Origin of the sequence: Sphingobacterium sp. DR205 (genome assembly GCF_011064245.1) — a bacterium.
Lineage (GTDB): Bacteria > Bacteroidota > Bacteroidia > Sphingobacteriales > Sphingobacteriaceae > Sphingobacterium > Sphingobacterium athyrii.
The window spans coordinates 3,585,560-3,608,835 of sequence record NZ_CP049333.1 but is presented as its reverse complement, the minus strand read 5'-3'; the positions used below and the strand labels follow the sequence as shown (position 1 = coordinate 3,608,835).

The window sequence follows — 23,276 nt, the reverse complement described above, 5'->3', positions numbered from 1 at the left end:
TTATGAGAAAAGAAATATTCATGTTTGGCAAAGCAGTCTGTATGTTTGCCTGTGTGACTTATCTATCTGTGGGTTGTCAGAAAGATATTACGCAAATTCAGGAAAATGCGCCAAAAAAAACAGGTAAAGTCAATACGACATTGGCTGGACCCACTTTTGTAAGTGCACATCGGGCAAACGATCTGATTAAGGTTGATGAGATTATCAACGAGGGAATCAATAGCCTAGAGGTAGATATCTATGTTGCCAATAAAGACGGTCAACCAACCTGCCTGATCGGACATGAAGCTGGAACAGCGCCAGGGCAGACATTGGAAGAGTATTTTGCAAACCTAAATCAGAAGCTTCCGGGCTATACTTCGCTTTGGTTGGATTGTAAAGACCTGAGCAGTGCCACAAATGAACAATTATTTTTAAAGACTTTGAAAAAAATGGATAGCCTCTATTCCATTAAAAATAGAGTATTGATAGAAAGTATGTATCCACAGCATTTGACAGCCTTCAAGCAGCTTGGTTGGAGGGTAAGTTATTATTGTAATTGGTCAGATTTGAGCGGCAAGACAGCTGCGCAGCAACAGGTTGTAATGGACACGATGTACAGCAAGCTGAATACCTATGGTGTGGATGGAATTAGTTACGATGCTTCTGTCGATAATGCAATGAAATCTTACTTCCCGACTAAAACTGTTGGTGGTGAACGTGTAAAGATGTACGCCTGGGCATTATCACGCTATTATGGTGAAACTGATCTGGCAAGTAAACTGGCAGCCTATTCGCATCTCGATATTTTATTGATTACCTTTTATTCGCCACAGGGTATACTGATCAACGGAGCCAATTACAAGATCGCGTCTGCTTTGACAAAAGAACCGAGCAAACTCGTTGATGTTAATGGTAATCCACCAATCAATGGTGAAGATGTGACGCTTTGGACGTATAACTATCCAACATCTTCCAATCAGGTCTGGAAATTGAGAAGTGTCGGAAGTGGATATTATGCCTTAAAGAGTGTGGCTGATACGACTAAAGTATTGGAAGTACGGGGCGGTGGATCTGCAAACAGCACGCCTGTTCAGGTGGCCACATTTGCAAACACTTCGGCACAACGGTGGAAGATCACCTATGTGGGAAGCGGTAACTATAATCTAGAGCCAGCATCTGCGCCAGGGAAGAACTTGGATGTCAATGGATCAAGTACAGCAGATGATACGCAGATACAGATCTATTCTGCGCATACAGGCAATGCGCAGAAATTCAGATTGGTTAAACAATAAGAAACTGCTATCATGATACAAATTGAAATGGTAAAAATCAAATATTTATATATTTATATCACGGTTTTAAGTTTTGCAGATTTTCTGCTTCAGAGTTGGGAACATGAAAATATATTGCCACCTTTAAGGGACCGGCTATTTCGACCTACATAAAAGGTGCTTACTACCCTAATATAGATCTTAGTAATTTGCTCATAAATTAAAAAAAATGGTAGTTAGTTGGGTGTTCAATTGGCGCAATGTAGAGATTATTTCACGACGTTGCGCTTTTTTGTTGGAACGCTTGAGGATAAGGTAAAGATTTTTCAATAGTAATCAGTACAGATGAGGTGTGTCATTTTCGCTAGTTCGAAAATAAATTTAGACCCATTATGGAAGCTACTAGTGGTATAAGAAAGAAGACTCTCCAAAAACCGATAAATTTCAAATTAATTATTACCTTAGTATGTTATGATTTTCTCTCTGGACATATATGGTGTCGTGGTGCGCCACAGCGTAAAATAACTGCAAACAAATAGAACTCCCGTTATAATGCTTAACTGCTTACGTGAGGAGGTACTTTGGTATAAACAGATCATTATGGATACAAAAGAGCGGAAATAATATGAAATTAAAAGGTTTTTATACAGATACCAAAGAAAGCATTGAGAGGCATTTTAGTTTCCTCAAAGCTTTCGGTTTTTCAGCATTTGAAGAAAAACAATTGGCCTATGAATATCATTTTGAAACGAAAAACGATGTTGCTTTAATTGATATTTGGTTTGAAGCTAATTCTTCTACGCCAATTTGGATGACTGTAAATGGCTATTATGTGGATCACCTAGAACTTGAAAACTCAAAATTAAAGGCTTATAAAGTTGCACTAACAGAAAATTATAACAAACCATTTGAGCAATATCTGGAAACCAATCAAGCTATTTTCTTAAACCAAATTGCCGAGCAATACGCCATGAATGGGAAAGAAATCAACGATAGCTATTTAAACGAACTCAGTGAAATCATCAAAAGGCACATCACGGTATTAAGCGGAAATCTTGAAGTTTTAAGAACGAATACCGAAATTGTACAAAAAGCATTTGAGGCAGAAAAAGCGACAGAACGAATAAAAAAAGGAATCTACACGCTTGAATATCAGTTTTTCAATACTAATGATTATGATGCTTACGAAGAATTTGATGATCTCAAGCAGCTTGAAATGTATTTGTCGGATCGGAAGGAAATTGAGAAATACAGAATTCTGGATTGTAATATGAACGAAATTAGCTTAAAGTAATGAACAACAATCTTCCTACGATGTTCTTGAGCGACCATATCTTCATTATGTTTATTTCGTTTGTCAGTTTGTATTTAGCAGATTGCATACATTGTGGGATTTTGGTTGAAACGGTCCTACGAACCGTTAGAAATAGAAAGAGATAAAAAGATAAACATTCCAAAATCCAAAATTTTACCTTCAAAAAAAGAATTGCCAATCTTTTTCAATTCGGCAGTTGTTCTAAAACAAATAATTAAACGGCTTAATTTTTGTATTCTTTTTTACCAAAATATTAATCCTTTTTAAACATTAGATCATGGCAGATAGCAAATTCAAAAAAGTCAAATCCGACAGAAACTAAGTCAGCGGATCAGAAAATTTCGAAATCCACGATGCTTCACATTTACATTATGACTTTTGCCTCGAAATGGATGGTGTTATAAAAAGCCAGGCTTTGCCGAAAGGTCTTTTCCATGGACTCAAAAGTTAAAAGACTAACGGTGATGGTGGAAGATACTTTATATGATAAATCTTGTTTGTATCGAAATGAATCTCTGGAACAGTCCGATCGAGAAACCAGAACATCCTACATTTTGCATAATAGGCAATTGATAGATTTTCGAAATAATATTTTAAAAACGAGCAAGATGCTCCAATAACAACAAATAATTTTAGCGCATTTTACTAATGGATTTTACTGTAGAAATTAAGGATATGATCGCGATGGTTGTCTCAATATTATGTGGTGGGGCAATCGGTTTTGAGCGTGAATACAAAAATAAGTCTGCTGGTTTTCGTACAATAATTTTAATTTCACTCGGGTCGACCATTTTTACGATAGTCTCTCAGCATGGCGCACAGACAGACGACCGAATTTCGGCAAATATCATAACAGGGATTGGTTTTATTGGTGCGGGTGTCATTTTTAAAGATAAAATTTCAGTACATGGTTTGACAACTGCTGCGGTAATCTGGACTTCGGCGGCAATTGGAATGACAGCTGGGATAGGTTACCATGCCTTAGCACTTTGTCTGACACTTATTACACTTGGAGTTTTGTTAATGGTTACCAGGGTAGAGCGAATAATTGCGCAGTTACAAAAGGAGCAGTTCTTGAGTGTAACTTTTCGTGATCCCAACTTCCATCAAATTGAAAATCTTGAAAGTGTTTTACAGGCAAAGGGGCTTATTTTAGAACGTATAGAAATTGCGAAAGACGACGATCATTTGATAGTAATATTTAAAGTATCTGGTAAAAAAGAGCTACTGGTAGAGATGAGTGAAACACTTGCCACGCGACCGGAAATCATCAGTTTTTCTTAAATGCTCTTAGTCTGGGTATACTGAAGCGTATTGACCCTTCAAAATTGAATTAGATTTAGGTTGATGGCTGGAAAACCAAAACGAATGAGTCAGATAATACAATTAATCAGATTGTACCAATGACGTTAGCAGAATAAAAACCAGCGCGATTCCATACCGAAGAACTTCTTAAACAGGAAGATCCTCTGTTGGAAAAATCGTTCCATGCAGGGATTCCTGCTTACAAAGCAGACAAGTTTGAGTTCCTAAAAAGTCGTCTTGACTCTTAGGTGTAAACGCAAAAAGCTGAGGTTTATACTTCAGCTTAAACTAATTAGTACATCGCAGCTAAGTAGTTATTTTCAGGTACTTAATTTGGCCGTTAGACAACTTGAAATGATATTTTAAAGCAACAGGACTACCGGGAAATGTACCTGAAATCTCCGCTGATAAGATGTTTTCGCTTTCATTAAAATCTAATGGCGTCATAGTTGCCCTGTATTCTTTGTTGGCTATATTAATCCAGTTTTCAATTTCAATTTTTCCATTGTGGGTTTTTCCCTCATCAAATACTTTTGCATCTTCAGTAAAACAATTTGCGTAAGCCGCATTGTCAAATTCGTTTTGCGCCTTCACTAGTTCGCGGATAACGATTGGTAAATTCATGTTTTCCATTATTTAGATGATTATTAAATGGTCGGTACTGTTCCACCGTCAATTACATATTCTGTTCCTGTGAGATAACTTGCTCTCGGGGAAACAAGGAAGCCAACAAGTTCAGCTACTTCTGCAGGTTCAGCAGGTCTACCGAAAGGAATTCCTCCCAATGCATCCATTACGGCCTGTTGCGCTTCTTCTACGGTACTATTGGAGTTTCTTGCAATATCGCCCAACCAGGCCTCTGATGCAATGGTATTTATCCAGCCGGGCGAAACCGTCAGTACACGAATGCCTTTAGGAGTAACTTCGTTTGATAAGCTTTTGCTATAGTTTCTCAATCCTGCTTTTGCCGCTGCGTAAGGTAACGTTGAATCATACAAAGGTAGTTTGCCCTGAATAGAAGCAATGTGGATGATCACTCCGTTTTCGCGTTCTATCATTTGCGGTAAAAAGCCCCTGTCCAGACGAATTGGAGCCAAAAGGTTAGCCTGTAGTGTAGATTCCCAATCCTCATCGCTGAGCACAGCGAACCCGCCTACAGGCGTAGAAGATCCACCAAGGTTGTTTATCAGGATATCTAGTCTGCCATAGCTCGAAAGCACTTCGCTCACCACTTTTTTTGCTCCCTCTGCTGTACTCAGATCGGAGGCAATGAAATGCAGATTGCTGTTTTCTAGTTCGGGTGCATTTCTGGCGGTAATGACAACTGTTGCACCAGCCTGTAGCAGCCTTTCCGCAATAGCTCTTCCAGTACCTTTTGTACCTCCTGTTACCAAGGCAATCTTGTCTGATAACTCATTGTTGAAATTAAATTGTTCCATTTTTATGAATTGTTTATAGGACAAAATTGGGGTATAAAAACAGCCTGTACAAGTACGGAGTTACGATTCATATAGGGATAAATTTATCCCCTATTGTACAAATCGGAACATACCTTTAATTTTGAAATATGTATGAGAGAAAAATAACTCCGAATCTGAACTGCGGTCTTGACTTGATAGGTGAAGTGCTTTACGGCAAATGGAAAATACGACTGCTCTGGTTTATTGAACAAGGTCACAAAAGACCCAGTGAATTGCAGCGTAAAATACCGGATGCCTCTCGACGGGTACTGAACATCCAACTGAAAGAACTGGAGGATCATGAGCTTGTCATGAAGAAAATATATCCAGTCGTGCCACCAAAAGTAGAATATTCGCTCACAGATTTTGGGAAGAGTTTGATTCCGGTAATTTCCGCATTGGGACACTGGGGTGATCAACACGAAGATAGACTGAGGAGAGTAATCTTAAAAAGAATTCCAAGATAAGTGGAAGGAAATATCGCTACAGCCATTTCACGAATGTACCCATTATGATGATGCGTCATTAGACTTAGTTCCTCAAAACCCGTCATCGTTTCAACATTTTTTCGTTGTGGATATATGGACGAAATATGTATTTAAGTTTCATCCTCTTACAACTAAAGTGACCAAGCAACTTTAGCCCATCTTTATTTAATATTTATAATACCTTAACTTTAACTTTAACTTGATGGATTACTTTTGGGCATGCAACATATAAAGCCTATCAAATCTGCTGATCAGAAACGCTTCAATATCGTATTTGAAAAGTACCATCGTCAGATCTACGGTTTCGTACAAAAACGGACACAATCAGACTATATTGCACAAGAAGTTACCCAATTGACCTTTATCAAACTGTGGAATCAACGGGAAAAGCTCGATGAAGAACTGAGTATCCTGGTGCAGTTGTTCGGTATGGCGAGACAGGTCATGATAGATCTCCTACGCAAGGAAGCTACACGTTTCAAATATGAAGGCCAAACGGCATCCACTCCCTTTACAGATAGTCTGATTCGTGCGATAGAAAACAAGGACCTTTTACGAATGATGGAAAAAGATATTCAAAATATGCCAACCATGCGCCGCAAGGTGTTTGAACTGAGCCGCAAAGAAGGACTTTCCCACAAAGAGATAGCGGCACATTTTTCTATTTCTACAAAAACAGTGGAACAGCATATCAGTAAGGCGCTTCTTCAACTCAAACAGCACCTATATTCGATTACGCTGTAAGTCCTCCATGTTAAGGATTAGGTTCTATTATTAAATAATTATTAAGTAGTAAGGGATATCGTGCTGGCCTGCGTAATAGGAGTATGAAGCATGATAAAAAGAAAAATCAGATCCGTAAGACGATCTGGAAAATGCCTTTTTTGGTCGACGAGCTGTTTAAGGATGAAGACTGGAAAAAATACGAAACTACCGATCTAGAGGAAAAGGTCCCTAGCGAAGAGATGAAACTGCTGGTCCAAACCGCAATTGATAATCATGAGCAGTGCCGTGACCGCAAGTTCCGCCTTAAATATAAAACCATACGATATCTAAGTTATACCGCGGCGGCGGCGGTTCTCTTCTTCTTTTCCTTCCATTTTATTACCTGGTGGACAAAAGACAAGTTGTTGCCGTCATCCAGTAAAGTAGCTGTTGTGGCAAAGCCTAAGGCTTTGAAAGATACCAGCTGGACATTGATCGAAAATAAAAACCGACAAAGTGTGCTACTCGATCTGCCCGATGGGTCCCATGTTCGTTTATTTGGACAGAGTTACATTCGTTATGCAAAGGATTTTACTGAAAATGCCCGTGATATTGAACTTGTCGGTAGAGCTTACTTTGATATAGAGTCTGATCCTAAACGTCCTTTTTTGGTGATTGCTGCTGGAACTAAGACAACCGCTCTCGGGACCTCTTTTACGATTAATACGCGATTGAAGCATAAAACTGTGACTGTTACCTTGCATACAGGCAAGGTGCTGGTGTCCTCTCTTACAAATCGTTTTAAACAAGTCTTTCTTGACGGCCCGGGCCAAAAGCTGCGAGTGGATAAATTGGGATTGACTCAAGTGGACAGACCCGGTAAGGACGTCATAGCGAAAACTTCGGATTTGGCTTCGGCTGACTTACTAAATCTGAAAAATACACCAATGCCGGCTGTTTTACAGGCTTTAGAAACAGCATTCAAAAAACAGATTCATTTGGGTGACAACAGTATAGCCGCGATTCATTATACAGGTGAAATCGATGTGCGCAAAGACAATTTGAGAGATATCCTCACAACAATCTGCTTAATCAATGAATTGCGATTTGTCGCGAATGAGGATGGCAGCTATACCCTTTACAAACAAGAAAATACCATTACCGAACATCTAAACAACTAACAGATATGCTCAGAAAAACAAATCCACGAAAAAGGAATCTGCTAATTTTTGCGTTGCTTTCCGCCGGGCTTTCCCAGGCATATGCGCAGCAACAGGTGAAAGGAGCTGTACAAAATGAAAAAGGGGAATTCCTCCCGGGTGTCAGCGTGAAGGCAATTCAGGTCAACGGTAGCCAGCGTGTGACCACAAGTACAAATAGTCGGGGTTTATTCCAATTCCAGAATTTAGTGGAACATGCAGGCTATCAATTTGTGTTTTCGGCTGTAGGATTTCAGTCCGATACACTATCGGGTTATGTCGTCGAAGCAAGAAAACCTTTGTCGCTAAGCGTTAAGCTTCAGCAGAGTTCGGTTAAATTGGACGAAGTTGTCATCGGTTACGGTCGCGTATCAAGAAAAGATGTGACAAGCTCGATCACGACCGTTAAAGCTGAAGACGCCAATGTAGGGGTGTTTACTTCACCTGCGCAGATGCTGCAAGGTAAAGTTGCGGGCCTAACGATTTCGACAAATAATAGTAATCCCAATGCCACCCCTTCCATCAGTCTAAGAGGAGCATCAACATTGCGCAGTGGTGAAGCCATGGAACCTTATTATGTGATCGATGGGGTGCCCGGAGCTTCCCTGGCATTGGTGGCCCCTGATGACATCGCATCCATTGACGTGCTTCGAGACGCCTCAGCAACTGCTATTTATGGTTCCAAAGCCGCTAATGGTGTTATTATCGTCACAACGAAGCGCGGGAAATCGGGGCAAACCAGCATCAATTATAATGGCTATTTGGCGATCGACAAGGTTGCTAAGCATTATAAGATGATGAATGCAGCGCAATATCGGTCGTATGTCAATGACAATGGCTTTTCGATGGAACCTACTGACGACTTAGGTGCAGATACCAATTGGGAGCGTGCGGTGGAGCGAATAGGGATATCCAACAATCATAATATTTCTATTCTCGGGGGTGGCGACCAAACTCAGTATAGTATTAGCCTCAATACCATAAAAAATAATGGCGTCATCAAAGGTACTGATATGGGGCGCCAAATCGCCCGTGCATTTTTGCAAACAAAGGCGCTCAACAACCGCCTGACAGCTTCTTTCAACATCAATGCCAGTATCACCAAACAACATGACGTACTTGCTTTAAATGACGGACTCAGTGTATATGATGCTATGTATTATTATCTGCCTGTCTCACCGATCAAAAATACCGATGGGTCCTGGTTTGAAAAATCAGATCGCTCCCAATACGCTAATCCGCTTTCACTGATTGAAGAAAATACAAATTTCTCCAAGAATAAAGTCATTCAGGCACATGCCAAGTTGGGCTATGAAATCCTAAATGGACTGACATATAACATGGACCTGTCTCTACAGAACAGACAGTTCAACAATGCACAATACTATTCAAGTTTATCAATGGCAGCCCGCAACCAAAACGGGAAGTCCATTCGTGCTGCAGTGGAGGATGAACGCAGGGTAATGGAAATGAACTTAAGGTATGAAAAGACATTTGCTGGAAAACATAAGTTGTCCGCGCTGGCCGGCTACTCCTGGGAAGAGAATAATAATAACGATGGCTTCCAGTTGACAACGTCGGATTATTACAACGATGATCTAAGTTATTATAACCCGGGAATGGCCAATGTAGTTGATCTACTCGGGTTTGGAAATTATTATTTGTCTACTTTGCGTATGATATCGGTCTATGGTCGTGTAAATTATGCTTACAATAGTAAATACTTGCTGCAGGCAACTGTAAGACGTGATGGCTCGTCGGCCTTTGGTACGAACAACCGTTGGGCCACATTCCCTTCGGTATCTGCGGCATGGAGACTATCTGATGAATCTTTTATCCGTGAAATGGGGATTTTTGACGATCTCAAGCTACGTGCAGGATATGGTGTGAGTGGTAATTCGCTCGGCTTTGACGCCTTCACCGCACAGAGTGTACAAGGGGCATCCTCTAAGTTTTTTGATTATGTAAGTGCGGCGGGCCTAATCAGTCCATTACGTACGCTGCAGGTACTGCGCAATAGCAATCCTAATCTCAAATGGGAGACGACCAGCATGGTCAATCTCGGAATGGATTTCAGTGTTTTAAGCAATCGTCTGACAGGTTCGTTGGAAGTGTATAAAAAGAAGACAAGCGACCTGATCTATGACTATCAAGTCAGTCAATCAAAGTACATCTATCCGGTCTTGACAGCAAATGTCGGAGAAATTGAAAATCGTGGAATAGAACTGACGATGAATGCGAAGGCGATAGATAAACAGTTTTTTAAATGGAATACCGGACTGGTTGTGTCGCACAATACGAACAAGGTTGCCAGTATTGCCAATGAACAGTTTACTAAGGATTATATTGAGCTTTCGGATCTTGGTGGGGCAGGACAAAGTAATTTATTTCAGCAGCGTTTGACTCCGGGAGCTCCGATAGGACAATTCTATACATGGGAATGGGCGGGGTACAATGATAAGGGGATTTCAATCTTTTACGTTCATGATAGCAAAACCGGTGGGAGAACCGGTGAGACAACAACTACGCCACAGAAGAAAGATCAGGTAGTCACGGGAAGTCCCCAACCCAAGTTGACTCTCGGTTGGAGTAATGACCTGTCTTACAAAAATCTTTCATTGACCGGAATGTTTCAAGGAAGTTTTGGTCAAAAGATCCTGAACGCCACTCGAGCGCGTCATTCGAATGTGGTCGGGAATGCAGGGCAGAAAAATGTGCTTGCCAGCGTGTTGGAGACAGAGCGCATGACGGATATCAATGCTCATTATCTATCAGATCGGTATTTAGAGAACGGGAGTTTTTTGCGGTTAGCTTATGTGACCTTAGCCTACCATATTCCGGTCAAAAATATTCCTGTTAAAAACTTACGTGTTTATGCGACGATGAACAATGTGTTTGTCCTAACAAAATATAAAGGTATTGATCCAGAGGTAGGGCTCGGCGGACTGACGCCGGGAATCGACAACCGTCAGACTTATCCACGTACACGTACGTTTATGTTTGGACTTAACTTTAATTTATAGCGGACCAGGTATTGGACGAACCTGCCGTTTCCGTAAATGTATAGATGCTACTGTGAAAATTGGGTATTTCTGATTAAAGGGAATCCTAAACTTAGTGGGTTCATGAGATAAACAAAAAGCATTTATGAATCTAAAGAAATAAATACAAATGAGACATTATTTACATATGAAATCAAAACTTATCATCCGCTTATTTGCGTTGTCGGTTCTAGCCATTTCGCAATTTTCTTGCACTGACTTGGACGTTGATATAAAATCACAACATACGGAGTTTCCAAACACTGAACGTGCTGCCGAAGCCATTTTGGCTGATGTATATGCTGCCTATCGCGAGGCTTTAGGTCGTGATCATTGGATGATACAGACTTTGTCGGCCGATGAGGCGGTCAGCGTAGCTATTGGCACCGACTATTACGATGGTGGACGTTACCGTGAATTCCATGTGCACAACTGGACTGCGGATAACGGAATGCTACCGAGCATCTGGAACGCTGCGTCTACAGGAATCACATTGGCCAATAACGCTATCACGCTATTTGGATCGGATAAAGAACAGTTTACAGCACCTGCGCGAGCCATCCGTGCCTACTATTATTTTATATTGATGGACAATTTTGGGGCAGTCCCATTGATCACAGGTCCGATCGACGCTGTACCTGCGCGAACGGACCGCGCCGATATCTGCCGTTTTATTGAGTCCGAATTATTGGCTGTAAAAGATTTGCTGCCAACAACAGTTTCGGTAGCAACTTACGGGAAAGCAACGAAGTATATGGCTGAGGCTTTATTGGCCAAACTGTATCTCAACTGGAATGTATATACGACGGCTGATGTCGCCAATTACACATCATCCATGCCAAATGAGAAGTTAAATGCAGTGGTAGCAATGTGTGATTCGATCATTGCTTCCGGTCAATTTAATTTGACTAGCCATAAGTTTATGGAGAAATTTCGCCCAGACAATGGCTACCAAGTGAAGGATTTTATCTTCGCTGTACCCTATGACCGCGAAAAACAGCAGGGCATGACCTATGCCAGGTTCTGGATTCACCGCAGTGGACAAAACCAGTTTGCATCATTACCTCAAAGTGTAGGCGGGACATTTCGGGTATTGCCCACCTATTTGGACAAGTTTAGTTTAGAAGGTGACGAGCGAAATGCATCTTACATCGGTGGTAAACAATATTATTGGTCAAATTATGTTGAGGACAAAAAACGTCCTTTCATGATTAAGACCTCCAAACGTGGTATAGACCAAGATTATAAAGGTGCTGATGCTGATGTGCAGTTTGACTGGCAGCTCGAAACCACCAGAGAAATTACCTTGCGTCCAGATGGTGCGGCCACGTTGAATGCAGGAAACGACCAGAAGGGGCGTTCGATGGGATACCGTTCCATCAAATTTTATATGGATGTTGCAGTAACGTCGGCCAATCAGCGGAATCAGAGCAATGATGTTCCAGTATTCCGCTATGCGGATATTCTACTGATGAAAGCTGAAGCTATACTTCGTGGTGCTACCGCGACCAATGGTCAGACTGCACAATACTTGGTTAATGAGATTCGTAGCTATGTCAATGCACCGGCACTGACGGTGGCTCCAAGCCTACAAGATGTATTGGATGAGCGTGCAAGGGAGTTTGCCGACGAATCCTGGCGTAGAAATGACTTGATCCGTTACGGCAAATTTGAAGATAACTGGGGATTCCGATCGCTTTATCCGGCAGGCATGAGCGAGAAGTTCCGTCGGATCTTTCCGGTGCCAACGACCGTTTTAAATGTAAACACCCACTGGCAACAAAATCCTGGCTATTAAAAATCTATCGATGAAACGCAGAACTTTTATGAAAAATTCCCTGGGCACGGCGATTGCAGCCGGCCTTGGCGGAATTTCGCTCGACAGCTTTGGAGCCGTAAAACCGACCCAGCTAGAGAGCGAAGATATACAACAGTTTTTGAGACCCAAAGATGCCTTTGATCTTCATTTTTTAGTTGTAGGAGACTGGGGACGCAACGGTGCCGACCATCAGTTGGCTGTAGCGGAGCAGATGGGCCGATGGGCCGATCAGCATCCCAATGACTTTATCATTTCTACCGGTGATAATTTTTACCCTTCCGGTGTGGTCAGTGAACATGATCCCCTGTGGCATTATTCATTTGAAAATATCTATACCGCATTTTCGTTGCAATGGGACTGGTATCCAATCCTAGGTAATCACGATTATAAATCAGATCCCGACGCGCAGGTGCGCTATAGCGGTATCAGTAGGCGCTGGAAGATGCCTTCGCGTTATTACAGCAAGACATTTACGCTCAAGGACGGGAAAAAGGTACTGATGGCTTTTATCGATACCAACCCGATGATCCCTGAATTTTACAGCAACAGCGAGTATGGACCACATGTGGCGGGGCAGCAGCCCGAGAAACAGCTGGCCTGGCTGGATCAGCTACTGGAAGATTCGGATGCACATTGGAAAATTGTCGTCGGCCATCATCCCCTGTATACGGCAGGACCGCGTACGGCGAATTATGATACCCTGGCAGTGCGAAAAGTCTTGGAGTCTCTCTTTGAAAAACGGCGGGTAGATATCTATCTTTCAGGGCATGAACATTCGTTGCAGCACTTAAAAGTTGAAGGTAAGATTTTTCATCAGTTTATTTCGGGGGCGGGATCCGAGGTAACACCGGTCAAAACTGACCTCCCGTACAGCCGTTTTGTGAAAGACCAGTATGGGTTCTTCTATTTTTCGATCAGTTCAGATGAAGTTAAATGTCAGATTATTGATCACCAAGGGCAGGAGTTATATCTTTTTAACATTTTTAAATCTAGTTCTTAGGATCCTTCAATGTTATAATAAATAGGAAGAATTATAATTCGGTTCAATTTAGCTGAATGCTATAATCTATACATTGTAAGGATAACATAATTCAGTTTTAATGCATTTGGGTGAATGTAAAATCTTTTTTATTTTCAATCGTTAAATTTAAGACATAAAGCGCAGCCTAATCTACTGCGCTTTTGTTCTAACAATTGAAAATTCAGCCCTTACAGACTTGATTCAGAAAAACCCGAAAGCGATGTTGAATTTAGAGCCTGCTATGGAGGAACTTAAAAATCAAGCTTGCATTCTTTTCAGAAAAGACAAATCATAATGAACTGCGTTGGACAGGAGCTTTTGGATATTACGATCTTTCACTTTCATCATAGGATGCAAAGCCCGTAGCTGTAAACGAACTTATCCAAAGTTTAAATCCGGAACAGGCTATACTGGCGTTTTAAGAAATGGTGCTGAACCGTCGTAACCCAGCAATGAATGAATTTGAAGTATTAGATAGTCTCCGTAAATCTGGTCTGGCAGATACAGCAAATTATCTCCATGCATCACTTTAAAAATCCCACGAAATAAAATAATACCCTATCGAAGCTTTTTAACTCGTCAAGAGTGCATGATTCGGCATGAAATAGAAAATTGATATAACGAGCGCAGAAGAAATAACACAAAATCTTCGGAATCTCTGTAATGGCCTTTACACTGTCTAGGGTAAACATTATACTCGATGATCTATTCATGATTAGTATATTTCCGAGGACTGATAAAAATGTTGAAAAATTAAATGAAATACGCATTCGCTTTATTGGTCTGCCGAAGTAAGGATTGGGAATTATATCTTTTGGGATTTCTCCCTTTTCACTGATGTAGCCAAAAAATTCTCAATCTTTTTTTTAAGCTAAAATTCTAGACCTTCATCTCAGTAGTTTGAAAATCCGACTACAACATTTACCAATTGAACTACTTTTTACAGAGCAGCAATAGGGAATTTTGTACTTGAGAATTAATTCAATTAGATTTCTAGAAAAACAACTAGATAAATAAAAATGAATAGCAATGCAAAGTATTAAAGGAAAAGTAATTGCCATTACAGGAGCCAGTAGCGGAATAGGTAAAGCCATTGCGCTGGAGTTAGCAAAAAAAGGTGCAAAGGTTGTTTTGGGCGCAAGACGAACAAAACAATTGCAACAACTGGTAGAAGAAATCAAAAATACAGGTGGTGAAGCCATTTTTGCTCAAATTGACGTAAAGTATAAAGCTGATTTGGTTCGGTTGATCAATACAGCAGTTGATAAATTCGGAACAGTAGATGTCATCATAAACAACGCCGGTGTCAGTCAATTAAGCCGTATTGACGAGTTAGATACAGATGGCTGGGAAGAAATGATAGACATTAATCTGAAGGGTGTCTTGTACGGAATGGCAGCTGCAATTCCCATTTTCAAACAACAAAGATCGGGACATATCATCAATATTATATCAACATCAGGAATAAAGATTGTTCCAATGCAGGGTGTTTATGCAGGTACAAAAAATGCGGTAAGAACCATCGCAGAAGCATTTAGGCAAGAATCAGATGGAACGATCAGGATTACTGGCATTTCGCCAGGTGTTGTGAAAACTGACTTTGCTGACAATATAAAGAATCAGGAAATGAAAACGATTATCACGCGGAATATGGAAAATTTGGCCATTAGCCCCAATGCCATCGCCAAAGCGGTTAGCTATGCTATTGGTCAACCCCAAAGTGTGGAAGTTGGTGATATTGTGATTCGTCCGTCGAAACAAAATTGATTAAATTCGTAAACGAAATGCAGCAACAGCCTAACATCTATCAAATTAAAAGTATATCGCAATTGATGCGGTTATTGGAACTTCCTGCGCCCTTACATCCGTTGATCGCATTGGTAGATTACTGTAAGATGCCGATGGAATCTTTTCTCAAAGGGCAAAAACTGAGTCTTGATTTTTATAAAATTTCGTTTAAACATACATTTACAGGAAACATCAAATACGGGCAGGGCTACTACGATTTTGAAGAAGGCGGATTGGCATTTTTGAAACCGAAACAAATCGTTTTCTCACCAGAAGCAACTGAAAGCTATGAAGGGTTCGCTTTGTATTTTCATCCGGACTTTATCCGAAATTACTCACTAGGGAAAAGAATTCATCAATATGGATTTTTCTCTTACAATGTTTCTGAGGCCCTGTTTTTATCGGCAAAGGAAAAAGCTATTGTAGCCAATTTATTTTCTACAATAGCACATGAATTATCAAATAACATTGACGGTTTCAGTCAGGATGTTTTAGTATCACAATTAGAGTTACTTTTGAATTACAGCAACCGTTTCTACAACCGGCAGTTTATTACAAGAAGGACTGTCAATCATGAGATCATAACGGCGTTGGATAAACTTTTAAATGATTATTTTGAAGATGGGAGTAGTTTAAAGGAGGGTTTACCGTCTGTGAAATATATCAGTTCGGAACTAAAGCTTTCACAACGGTACCTCAGCGATATGTTACGCTCATTCACAGGGTTAAGTACACAACAATATGTTCAGAATGTAGTCGTGGAAAAAGCAAAAGAAAAATTATCAACAACAAATCTGTCCGTTTCAGAAATTGCCTATGAATTAGGTTTTGAGCATTCACAGTCCTTCAATAAACTTTTCAAAGCAAAAACAGATTTTTCTCCGTTGGAATTTCGACAATTATTTAATTAAATGGGGACACTGTATCATAAAATGTATTTCCTGTAATTCCTTTTTTTTACGCTCGATATAGGCCATTTCGGTATCTGTCTGTGAGCTTAGCGATACATATTCACCAGCCGCCATGGATAAGGCTCCAGCAATCAGGCCAGCTACTGTAGCCAATACGATAGGTTCCCTTGATATGCTGGCCGTGGCGACCCCGATAGCTAAACTGGAAATTGAGATAACACCATCGTTCGCGCCAAACACAGCGGCTCTGAGCCAATTACCAGGGTGGAGATTATCAAGATAGTTATCGATCGTTATCAAAATTCTTATTTTATTAAATTGACTTAAAAAAAGTGATGTATATGGCACTGCAGCAAATTACAAGAATGTACTTCAATCTATTTGTATCAACTTTTGATTTTCTTTAGCTGTTGATTAGCTTATATTAAAAATACGAAATAAATTCTGCCCAGCTATCCTTTTTATGCCATGTAAATGAAATTATATTATCGATATTGACCTCTCCCAAAAAAAACTGGGCTATTTAAAAGTAGAGAATTCGGTGAGGAATTACTAATTTTAAAAGTGAGGAAAAGCGATGAAAAAATCAAAGTTTACCCAAGTTCATAGACATGAGCGCGCTTTAATTTATAAACATTAAAATAATGATACAACAAGCATTTGCATACAAAGCAAAGGAGATTTTAGAATCAGACGACAATGTGATCGGTTTGGCAATTGCAGGCTCCTGGCTTACCAATGAAATAGATGAATTTTCAGATCTTGATTTAATTTTGGTGACGAGACAAAGAATTTCTAGCGACAGAAATCTTATGTTGGACTATGCTAAAAAGTTGGGGAATTTTGTATCTGGATTTACTGGAGAGCACGTCGGAGAACCAAGATTATTGATTTGTCTTTACGACGCGCCTCTTTTACACGTAGATATTAAATTTCTAACAATTGATGAATTTCACGTCCGTATTGAAAATCCAACTTTGCTAATCAATAAAGATAAACAACTTGAAAAAATAATTTCTCAGACAGTTGCAAAGTTTCCCTATCCAGATTATCTGACAGTAACGTGATCTTACATAGCGACACAGACAAGAAAGTAATGAACTATTTTGAAAAAATCGAAGGCAGAAGATAAACTAGGACTTGAATGGCGTTTAGACTTAACTTTTTTACGCTCGGTCATGTTTAGTGCATTACTTCACACTACCAATCCTATCGAAGGAAAGTAGATTTCCAAAGATAATGTGTGTAAGAACTAATATGCAATAAAAAATCTAATTTAAATATTAGATGCAGCAGCTTTTCCAAGAGTTTTTTAAGGTTTGAAGCAGAACACATCCTACGGAAAGAGTATCTATTGAGCGAAAAGCTCCTCAATAATCCCTACGTTGACATCTGACTTTACTTGGCGTAATGCCAAACTTTTTCCTGAAAGCATTACTGAAGTGCTGTAAGGAACAGTATCCCAATTCAAACGCTATTTCAGTTGCTTGCTTATTGCCCTCCAACAGATCATTTTTTGCCCGATCTAAACGTAAGTCAGATAAATAGGAAAAAGCAGTTTGATTAAATATTTCCTTAAACCCTCGTTTTAGTTTATATTCATTGACACCAACTATTTTTGCCAACTCTATTAGTGTTGGTGGAGAGTCTATATTTTTAACCAGATAATCACGGGCGTATACAATTCGCTCTTTATCATAATCATGTTTTATGTATCTTGATTTTGAAGATTGCAGGTTATTTAAAGACTCTGCCTGCAAAACAAGTAACTCAATAGTTTTCGAAAGAAGAAACAGTCTCTTTAATCCACCGGAATAATCACAACTCAAAATCGAATGGATACAGGTTTGAATTGGCAGGTCAATATTTAGACTAGAACTTGAAAAAGCAACCGGAGTTCCCGAAATTATTTTATCAGCAAACTGCTTTAGGGATTCGTTTCCATCTTTTGAAATTGTTAAAAAAGAATCTTTTTGAAATTGTACCATAAATGACTTCATCTGCAAACCATCAAATTTCATTTTACCATTAGCCTTGGTACCATAGAATAAATTGTGCTGATTACCATTTAATTCAAAGGTATTGCTCATTCCGTCCTGTATTATTGAAGTTCTTCCTTGCAAATTAAAGTGCATGGTTACCAGCTCTGAATCTCCTTTCCAATCCAATTCGGTCGGTTCATCAAGATCAGTTTCGGAATATAAGATCTTAATACCGTCAAACAGCCATTGTTTAGCATTTAGTTGTCCAAAAGGAATATTCGTTTTAAAGGTATTTTCTTTAAAACCATGATCACCAAGGTCATTTTCATCAAAGGCTACTTTAAAAGCCTTTTTTTCATTTTTCAATTCAAATCCCATTGCACCCTAATTTACCAGTTTAACTCCTTTTTTTGCAAGTGTATTTTTTGATAGCGCGGTACTTTTGCCAAGTGCTGTAATGTAAGAAATAAATTTAAGAAGTTTAGACAAATGAGAAACACATACCAATACCCAAAAGCTACCCGATGGCTATTTTATTCAATCTGTGCTTACTTTATTATGAATGGAGCCCAGTTGTGGGAAACTGCTATAATGGTTCCTGCATGGACAGCAGCCCCACCTTCTTCATTTATTTTTTTTCAAAATCCTTACGGATTGGATTTTAAAATGTTTTGGATAATAATCCATGGAATTCATGAAACGGTATTTATTACAGCGTTGATTTTTAACTGGAGGATAAAGAATCGTAGAAAATTAATGTTACTGCTTCTTGTTGCCCATATTGTAGTTCGGATATGGACATTAACTTATTTCGCGCCTCTTATCACGGAATTCCAGCAATTACCATATAGTGATACCCTTGATATAAACTTACAGGAAAAAGCAGCTCAATGGCGCAATTTAAATTATGCGCGCGTGGCCATTTTTTTTGCATTGAACTTTCTACTGATATTTGGATTAAAAATAAGAGAGGAAAACAATGGATAAAAAAGTACTCGTTATTGGTGCTGGGGTAGCCGGGCCCATACTAGCTTTACAACTAAAGAAAATAGGTTTTGATGTTGAAATATTTGAATCGAGATCAGAAGATAATGCCAAAGAGGGAGCCTTTTTGGGCCTTACACCCAATGGTTTGAATGTATTGAAAGAATTTATTGATTTAAAACTGCTCAAGGAAGATTATACCCCGGGATCAATGAAGTTTTTCAATTCTAAAGGAAAGCAAATAGCAAAACTCGATATGGCCTATCAGAAACAACAATACGGTATAGAAACAATTCAGATCAAAAGAGCAAACCTCAATAAACACGTTCGGTTAGCTGCTAAGGCAGCCGGGATAAAAATATGGTACGACAAAAAATTTGTCAGATATCATGAGACTAATGAACAGGTAACTGCATATTTTTCAGATAGAACAATGGTTACTGGATATATTATATTGGCCTGTGACGGAATGTTTTCCGAAGTTAGAAATCAATTATTCCCGAATGCCTCTGTCATTAGGTATACGAAAGTCATTTCTACCGGTGGTTACGCAAATCTTCCAGAACTTTCCGAACCCTTGGATTCCATACGAATGAACTTTGGTCAAAGGGGATTTTTTGCTTATTCAGTTTCCGACAAAGGTGAAGTTTGGTGGTTTAATAACTATTTTAGGGAGCAAGAACCGAAGCCAAGGGAAATAGAAAAAACACTACATACCGAAATTCGAGAATATCTAGCAAATATTCATCAGCATGACGATCCGTTATTTTCCAAAATAATCAAAAATAGCCATCAAATTATTGCATATCCTATTTATGATGTACCCAAGCTTTCGCAATGGTATAAAGGTAGGGTTTGTCTTATTGGAGACGCGGCACATGGTATCTCTCCACATATTGGGCAGGGAGCATCATTGGCATTGGAAGACACGGTTGTAATTGCTGAATTATTAAAATTAAACAAAGACTATGCACAAGCCTTTCAGCTTTTTCAGGCCGAACGTCAGTCCAGAGTAGAGAGAGTAATAAGAAGTGCAAGGAAAGTAGGGAATACCAAAACAAAAAACAATCCAATAACAGCTTGGTTTCGTGATCATTTAATTTGTTTTTTTATAAAAAAACAAATTAAACAGCTTGACTGGATATATGGTTGGACCTTTTCACCTAAGAATAGGAGTTTTTGAGTTTTTCATCAGTCTCCTCCCTTTTAAAATTAAAATTCTTTTTTGTATTTTGTTATTGCATAACCGTCAAATCTTATTAGTTCTAATTCTTCTTTTCCTTTTGGCACATTGTAATAAAAATTATAAAATTGAATAACCTTACCTCTAGGTGAATTCTTGGTTGTAAATTTCGAAGTTATCGCAGATTGCTTGATAATTTCCAAATTCTTTTTCACAAGAGTTGCCATTTTCCCGTTTCCATAAATTTTGACTTCACAACTATCTTTTGGTAACAATGAGAAAGTATTTGATAAAAGCGCTTTTCTTTCGTCCAACATCCATTCTTTTTTCATTCCTCGTAATTGTGCTACTTCAAATTCAGCATTTTGGATAATTTTCAAAACATTTTTACTGTTTTTAGCGTTTAAATCCTCCGTAAGTTTAGCAAGAGCATTATAAAGTTTATCAAATAATTCTGGTGAATTATTCAATTGAACCGAATTATTTAAGGAAGATAGTTCGACAGGAATTTTAGCATTAAAATTTATTATTTTCAGAAAGTAGCCATTCTGAATGTTTTCTTGCGTAATATCTTCATCAGATAACTCAAAATTTACTAAAATATTTTCTTCAGGAAAATCGGTCTCGTTCGAAATAATAGATATTCCTTTAGCTGACCGGATCAAGAGTATATTTAAAATTGGTTTCCCTTGCTTTTTGTAATTTGCCAAGTCGATTAGAATTTTTAATTCTTGTTCTCCACTTTTGTTAATCCCAATGTCAATGAAATTTGGAATTGTATTTCCAAAGAATTCAAGACCTCTAAAAACCGGATAATCATTTATTGATATTTCTGTTGGATAATAAAAAGTTGGTTGAATACCATAGTTACTCTTATCCGCATTGTATTTTAGTTTATCCAAAAGTTCTGTCTTATTTTCCTGGCCTTTGCAAGAAATAAAAGTCAATAAAACTATTATAAATAAATAATATTTTTTCACAAGTCAATTTTTTAGATAACGTTTTGAGTATTGCCGAAGGTGGGGATTCCGAAACCGAACCTTTCAACTAAAATACAAATTTCTATCGGAGTACAAAATGTAGATCATAAAATGCAGAGAACAGAAATCTTAACTCAAAATCAGGTTATCGGATTAATAGAATTTATTCTTTCAGATTCTAAAAATGAACTTTATGAATCTTATTCCGATATGGAAAAAGAAATTATTAGATTTAGTAATTCAACAGAATTTTATGATTATCTTTTAAAAGGAATTTTAAATAATGTAAGAAATTTCACATTTGGAATTTATAATCCAGCATCAAAAGGTAAATTTAATATTTCAAAAATAGAATTAAATCCTAAATATTGTAAGGGAAATACTTATCGCTATAGAATTGATGGCTGGGCTATAATCTTCATAGATTTGAAATTAGTAACAAACTCAAATGATGTTGAATGCCGTGTATCTGTAAATTCAAAAAAAGAGCTGAAAATTGGTTACATACAAATCCTGAATTATGGGATTGGAAGAATGTTGAAAGCATTACTCGAAAAATAATAAATAAATTAAAAAACTACACACAATCATAATCTGTCTCGTGATGACTTCAACAAACGCTTAATGTACGGACCAAAAGTGTCTTAGACCACAAAGTCCAATTTGCAAATAAGCTTATTCCGACGTCGCGAGCATCTCTAAACCAAACAGTTCTAGGCGAAAAAAATACTTGTTAATTTTTCGGTTGTAGATCGATTATAACACCGGTAAATTTGTTCTATAATCATAGGTAATTGTATGGAATTAAGTTTTGAGCAAATGTATCAGGCAATACTAGACAGAGATATCAAGTATGAAGGTGTGTTTTTTACTGCCGTGAGGACAACAGGTATTTTTTGTCGGCCTTCTTGTACCGCAAGGAAACCAAAACCTGACAATATCGAATTCTTTAAATCGACTAAGGAATGTATCCTTCGCGGCTACCGCGCATGTAAGGTATGTCATCCACTTGAAATGTTGAGCGAGACGCCTTCCTATATCAAAAAGATTATCACCGAGTTATCCGCGGATCCAAGCTTAAAATTTAAGGACTACGATTTACGTCAGCGCGGTGTCGAGCCCCATCAGTTGAGACGATGGTTTTTGAAAAATCACGGCATCACATTTCACGCCTATCAGCGAATGTTCCGGATAAATTCAGCATTTAAAAAGATCCAAAACGGTGAATCTGTAACAGACGTCGCTTTTAATTCAGGATACGAATCACTTAGCGGTTTTGGGGATTCTTTCAAGCATATTTTTGGAGTTTCTCCTAAAAATAGCAAGAAACAAAACATAATTGATCTAAAAAGAATAGAAACTCCCTTGGGTACGATGTATACCTGTGCTGTAGCCGAGGGAGTATGTTTACTTGAGTTTACAGATCGAAAAATGTTGGAAACAGAGCTTAAACATTTAGCGAAAACGTTGAATGCGACGATTGTTCAGGGGGACAATCCCCATTTTACTTTGTTGGAAAGGGAACTTAAAGAGTACTTTGAAGGAAATCGCAAAGAATTTACAGTACCGCTATATAGCCCTGGAACAGACTTCCAAAACAGGGTATGGGAAGCGCTTAAAAATATTCCCTATGGCGAAACCAAAACCTACAAGCAACAGGCAATTGCCATAGGCAGCGCAGATTCGGTACGGGCGGTCGCAAACGCGAACGGATTGAATAAAATTTCGATCTTAATACCCTGCCATCGTGTTGTTGGAACAGACGGAAGCCTGACTGGATATGGAGGCGGTATCTGGCGTAAAAAATGGCTTTTGGAATTGGAGAGCAAAAAATCCTAGGCA

21 protein-coding genes are annotated in these 23,276 nt (G+C 38.8%); 16 read left to right on the top strand and 5 right to left on the bottom strand.

From position 1 onward, the window contains the following. Positions 1-2 precede the first annotated feature (2 nt). The 3 genes from G6053_RS15515 to G6053_RS15505 all read left to right on the top strand — a co-directional run bounded on the left by G6053_RS15515 (position 3) and on the right by G6053_RS15505 (position 3,852). Positions 3-1,274, top strand: a complete 1,272-nt coding sequence (locus G6053_RS15515) for an RICIN domain-containing protein (RefSeq protein WP_165307051.1) — start codon at positions 3-5, stop codon at positions 1,272-1,274. A gap of 604 nt (positions 1,275-1,878) precedes the next feature. Further along, complete coding sequence (locus G6053_RS15510) at positions 1,879-2,547, top strand: hypothetical protein (protein ID WP_165307050.1); 669 nt, start codon at positions 1,879-1,881, stop codon at positions 2,545-2,547. A 669-nt stretch (positions 2,548-3,216) separates the two neighbouring features. Beyond that, a complete protein-coding gene (locus tag G6053_RS15505) occupies positions 3,217-3,852 on the top strand; it encodes an MgtC/SapB family protein (RefSeq protein WP_165307049.1) in 636 nt (211 codons plus the stop codon). Positions 3,853-4,179: 327 nt separating this feature from the next. On the opposite strand, the gene G6053_RS15500 is transcribed toward G6053_RS15505, so the two are convergent. Both G6053_RS15500 and G6053_RS15495 read right to left on the bottom strand, forming a co-directional pair. Continuing rightward, entirely contained in the window at positions 4,180-4,497 is a 318-nt protein-coding gene (locus G6053_RS15500; protein WP_165307048.1) for a nuclear transport factor 2 family protein, read from the bottom strand. 23 nt (positions 4,498-4,520) lie between these two features. Further along, positions 4,521-5,312 carry an SDR family oxidoreductase gene (locus tag G6053_RS15495; protein WP_165307047.1) on the bottom strand — a complete coding sequence of 264 codons (792 nt, stop codon included), beginning with the start codon at positions 5,310-5,312 and terminating at the stop codon, positions 4,521-4,523. Between the two features lie 128 nt (positions 5,313-5,440). On the opposite strand from G6053_RS15495, the gene G6053_RS15490 reads away from it, so the two are divergent. The 8 genes from G6053_RS15490 (at position 5,441) to G6053_RS15455 (ending at position 16,305) form a co-directional block, all read left to right on the top strand. Continuing rightward, positions 5,441-5,800, top strand: coding sequence for a helix-turn-helix domain-containing protein (locus G6053_RS15490; RefSeq protein WP_165307046.1), 360 nt, complete (start codon positions 5,441-5,443; stop codon positions 5,798-5,800). A gap of 240 nt (positions 5,801-6,040) precedes the next feature. Further along, positions 6,041-6,565, top strand: coding sequence for a sigma-70 family RNA polymerase sigma factor (locus G6053_RS15485; RefSeq protein WP_165307045.1), 525 nt, complete (start codon positions 6,041-6,043; stop codon positions 6,563-6,565). Between the two features lie 83 nt (positions 6,566-6,648). Beyond that, positions 6,649-7,707, top strand: coding sequence for a FecR domain-containing protein (locus G6053_RS15480; protein WP_165307044.1), 1,059 nt, complete (start codon positions 6,649-6,651; stop codon positions 7,705-7,707). A gap of 5 nt (positions 7,708-7,712) precedes the next feature. Continuing rightward, positions 7,713-10,748, top strand: coding sequence for a SusC/RagA family TonB-linked outer membrane protein (locus G6053_RS15475; protein ID WP_165307043.1), 3,036 nt, complete (start codon positions 7,713-7,715; stop codon positions 10,746-10,748). A gap of 166 nt (positions 10,749-10,914) precedes the next feature. Beyond that, positions 10,915-12,564, top strand: a complete 1,650-nt coding sequence (locus G6053_RS15470; RefSeq protein ID WP_165307042.1) for a RagB/SusD family nutrient uptake outer membrane protein — start codon at positions 10,915-10,917, stop codon at positions 12,562-12,564. Between the two features lie 10 nt (positions 12,565-12,574). Then, positions 12,575-13,585, top strand: coding sequence for a metallophosphoesterase (locus tag G6053_RS15465; protein WP_165307041.1), 1,011 nt, complete (start codon positions 12,575-12,577; stop codon positions 13,583-13,585). 1,050 nt (positions 13,586-14,635) lie between these two features. Further along, on the top strand, positions 14,636-15,373 hold the full coding sequence (locus G6053_RS15460; protein ID WP_165307040.1) for an SDR family oxidoreductase: 738 nt from the start codon (positions 14,636-14,638) through the stop codon (positions 15,371-15,373). 17 nt (positions 15,374-15,390) lie between these two features. After that, the gene (locus tag G6053_RS15455) at positions 15,391-16,305 is read left to right on the top strand and encodes an AraC family transcriptional regulator (protein ID WP_165307039.1); all 915 of its coding nucleotides are present in this window, start codon (positions 15,391-15,393) and stop codon (positions 16,303-16,305) included. Here the strand turns inward: G6053_RS15455 and G6053_RS15450 are convergent. Continuing rightward, entirely contained in the window at positions 16,294-16,605 is a 312-nt protein-coding gene (locus tag G6053_RS15450; protein WP_241255006.1) for a VIT1/CCC1 transporter family protein, read from the bottom strand. The genes G6053_RS15455 and G6053_RS15450 overlap by 12 nt on opposite strands. Before the next feature lie 344 nt (positions 16,606-16,949). On the opposite strand from G6053_RS15450, the gene G6053_RS15445 reads away from it, so the two are divergent. Further along, on the top strand, positions 16,950-17,372 hold the full coding sequence (locus G6053_RS15445; RefSeq protein WP_206531957.1) for a hypothetical protein: 423 nt from the start codon (positions 16,950-16,952) through the stop codon (positions 17,370-17,372). A 303-nt stretch (positions 17,373-17,675) separates the two neighbouring features. On the opposite strand, the gene G6053_RS15440 is transcribed toward G6053_RS15445, so the two are convergent. Next, complete coding sequence (locus tag G6053_RS15440) at positions 17,676-18,665, bottom strand: AraC family transcriptional regulator (RefSeq protein ID WP_165307038.1); 990 nt, start codon at positions 18,663-18,665, stop codon at positions 17,676-17,678. A 111-nt stretch (positions 18,666-18,776) separates the two neighbouring features. Between G6053_RS15440 and G6053_RS15435 the strand changes: the two genes are divergently transcribed. Both G6053_RS15435 and G6053_RS15430 read left to right on the top strand, forming a co-directional pair. Then, positions 18,777-19,274: a transposase gene (locus G6053_RS15435; RefSeq protein ID WP_165307037.1), complete on the top strand. Its 498-nt coding sequence runs from the start codon at positions 18,777-18,779 to the stop codon at positions 19,272-19,274. Beyond that, on the top strand, positions 19,267-20,454 hold the full coding sequence (locus G6053_RS15430) for an NAD(P)/FAD-dependent oxidoreductase (RefSeq protein ID WP_165307036.1): 1,188 nt from the start codon (positions 19,267-19,269) through the stop codon (positions 20,452-20,454). Before G6053_RS15435 ends, G6053_RS15430 begins: the two co-directional genes overlap by 8 nt. A 29-nt stretch (positions 20,455-20,483) precedes the next feature. Here the strand turns inward: G6053_RS15430 and G6053_RS15425 are convergent, their stop codons facing one another. After that, a complete protein-coding gene (locus tag G6053_RS15425) occupies positions 20,484-21,434 on the bottom strand; it encodes a hypothetical protein (RefSeq protein WP_165307035.1) in 951 nt (316 codons plus the stop codon). Positions 21,435-21,545: 111 nt separating this feature from the next. Between G6053_RS15425 and G6053_RS15420 the strand changes: the two genes are divergently transcribed. Together G6053_RS15420 and G6053_RS15415 are read left to right on the top strand one after the other, a co-directional pair. Beyond that, positions 21,546-21,995, top strand: coding sequence for a hypothetical protein (locus G6053_RS15420; RefSeq protein WP_165307034.1), 450 nt, complete (start codon positions 21,546-21,548; stop codon positions 21,993-21,995). Positions 21,996-22,232: 237 nt separating this feature from the next. Then, positions 22,233-23,273 (top strand): bifunctional transcriptional activator/DNA repair protein Ada, encoded by a 1,041-nt coding sequence (locus tag G6053_RS15415; protein WP_165307033.1) that lies wholly within the window; start codon positions 22,233-22,235, stop codon positions 23,271-23,273. The last annotated feature ends 3 nt before the right edge of the window (positions 23,274-23,276 follow it).

Excerpts from the sequence above, each read along its gene's own strand:
- G6053_RS15475 (WP_165307043.1), top strand. The coding sequence starts at position 7,713 with ATGCTCAGAAAAACAAATCCACGAAAAAGGAATCTGCTAATTTTTGCG.
- G6053_RS15430 (WP_165307036.1), top strand. The coding sequence starts at position 19,267 with ATGGATAAAAAAGTACTCGTTATTGGTGCTGGGGTAGCCGGGCCCATA.
- G6053_RS15485 (WP_165307045.1), top strand. The coding sequence starts at position 6,041 with ATGCAACATATAAAGCCTATCAAATCTGCTGATCAGAAACGCTTCAAT.
- G6053_RS15510 (WP_165307050.1), top strand. The coding sequence starts at position 1,879 with ATGAAATTAAAAGGTTTTTATACAGATACCAAAGAAAGCATTGAGAGG.
- G6053_RS15445 (WP_206531957.1), top strand. The coding sequence starts at position 16,950 with ATGATACAACAAGCATTTGCATACAAAGCAAAGGAGATTTTAGAATCA.
- G6053_RS15440 (WP_165307038.1), bottom strand. The coding sequence starts at position 18,665 with ATGGGATTTGAATTGAAAAATGAAAAAAAGGCTTTTAAAGTAGCCTTT.
- G6053_RS15495 (WP_165307047.1), bottom strand. The coding sequence starts at position 5,312 with ATGGAACAATTTAATTTCAACAATGAGTTATCAGACAAGATTGCCTTG.
- G6053_RS15435 (WP_165307037.1), top strand. The coding sequence starts at position 18,777 with ATGAGAAACACATACCAATACCCAAAAGCTACCCGATGGCTATTTTAT.
- G6053_RS15455 (WP_165307039.1), top strand. The coding sequence starts at position 15,391 with ATGCAGCAACAGCCTAACATCTATCAAATTAAAAGTATATCGCAATTG.
- G6053_RS15515 (WP_165307051.1), top strand. The coding sequence starts at position 3 with ATGAGAAAAGAAATATTCATGTTTGGCAAAGCAGTCTGTATGTTTGCC.
- G6053_RS15415 (WP_165307033.1), top strand. The coding sequence starts at position 22,233 with ATGGAATTAAGTTTTGAGCAAATGTATCAGGCAATACTAGACAGAGAT.
- G6053_RS15500 (WP_165307048.1), bottom strand. The coding sequence starts at position 4,497 with ATGAATTTACCAATCGTTATCCGCGAACTAGTGAAGGCGCAAAACGAA.
- G6053_RS15490 (WP_165307046.1), top strand. The coding sequence starts at position 5,441 with ATGTATGAGAGAAAAATAACTCCGAATCTGAACTGCGGTCTTGACTTG.
- G6053_RS15505 (WP_165307049.1), top strand. The coding sequence starts at position 3,217 with ATGGATTTTACTGTAGAAATTAAGGATATGATCGCGATGGTTGTCTCA.
- G6053_RS15420 (WP_165307034.1), top strand. The coding sequence starts at position 21,546 with ATGCAGAGAACAGAAATCTTAACTCAAAATCAGGTTATCGGATTAATA.
- G6053_RS15470 (WP_165307042.1), top strand. The coding sequence starts at position 10,915 with ATGAAATCAAAACTTATCATCCGCTTATTTGCGTTGTCGGTTCTAGCC.
- G6053_RS15465 (WP_165307041.1), top strand. The coding sequence starts at position 12,575 with ATGAAACGCAGAACTTTTATGAAAAATTCCCTGGGCACGGCGATTGCA.
- G6053_RS15480 (WP_165307044.1), top strand. The coding sequence starts at position 6,649 with ATGAAGCATGATAAAAAGAAAAATCAGATCCGTAAGACGATCTGGAAA.
- G6053_RS15460 (WP_165307040.1), top strand. The coding sequence starts at position 14,636 with ATGCAAAGTATTAAAGGAAAAGTAATTGCCATTACAGGAGCCAGTAGC.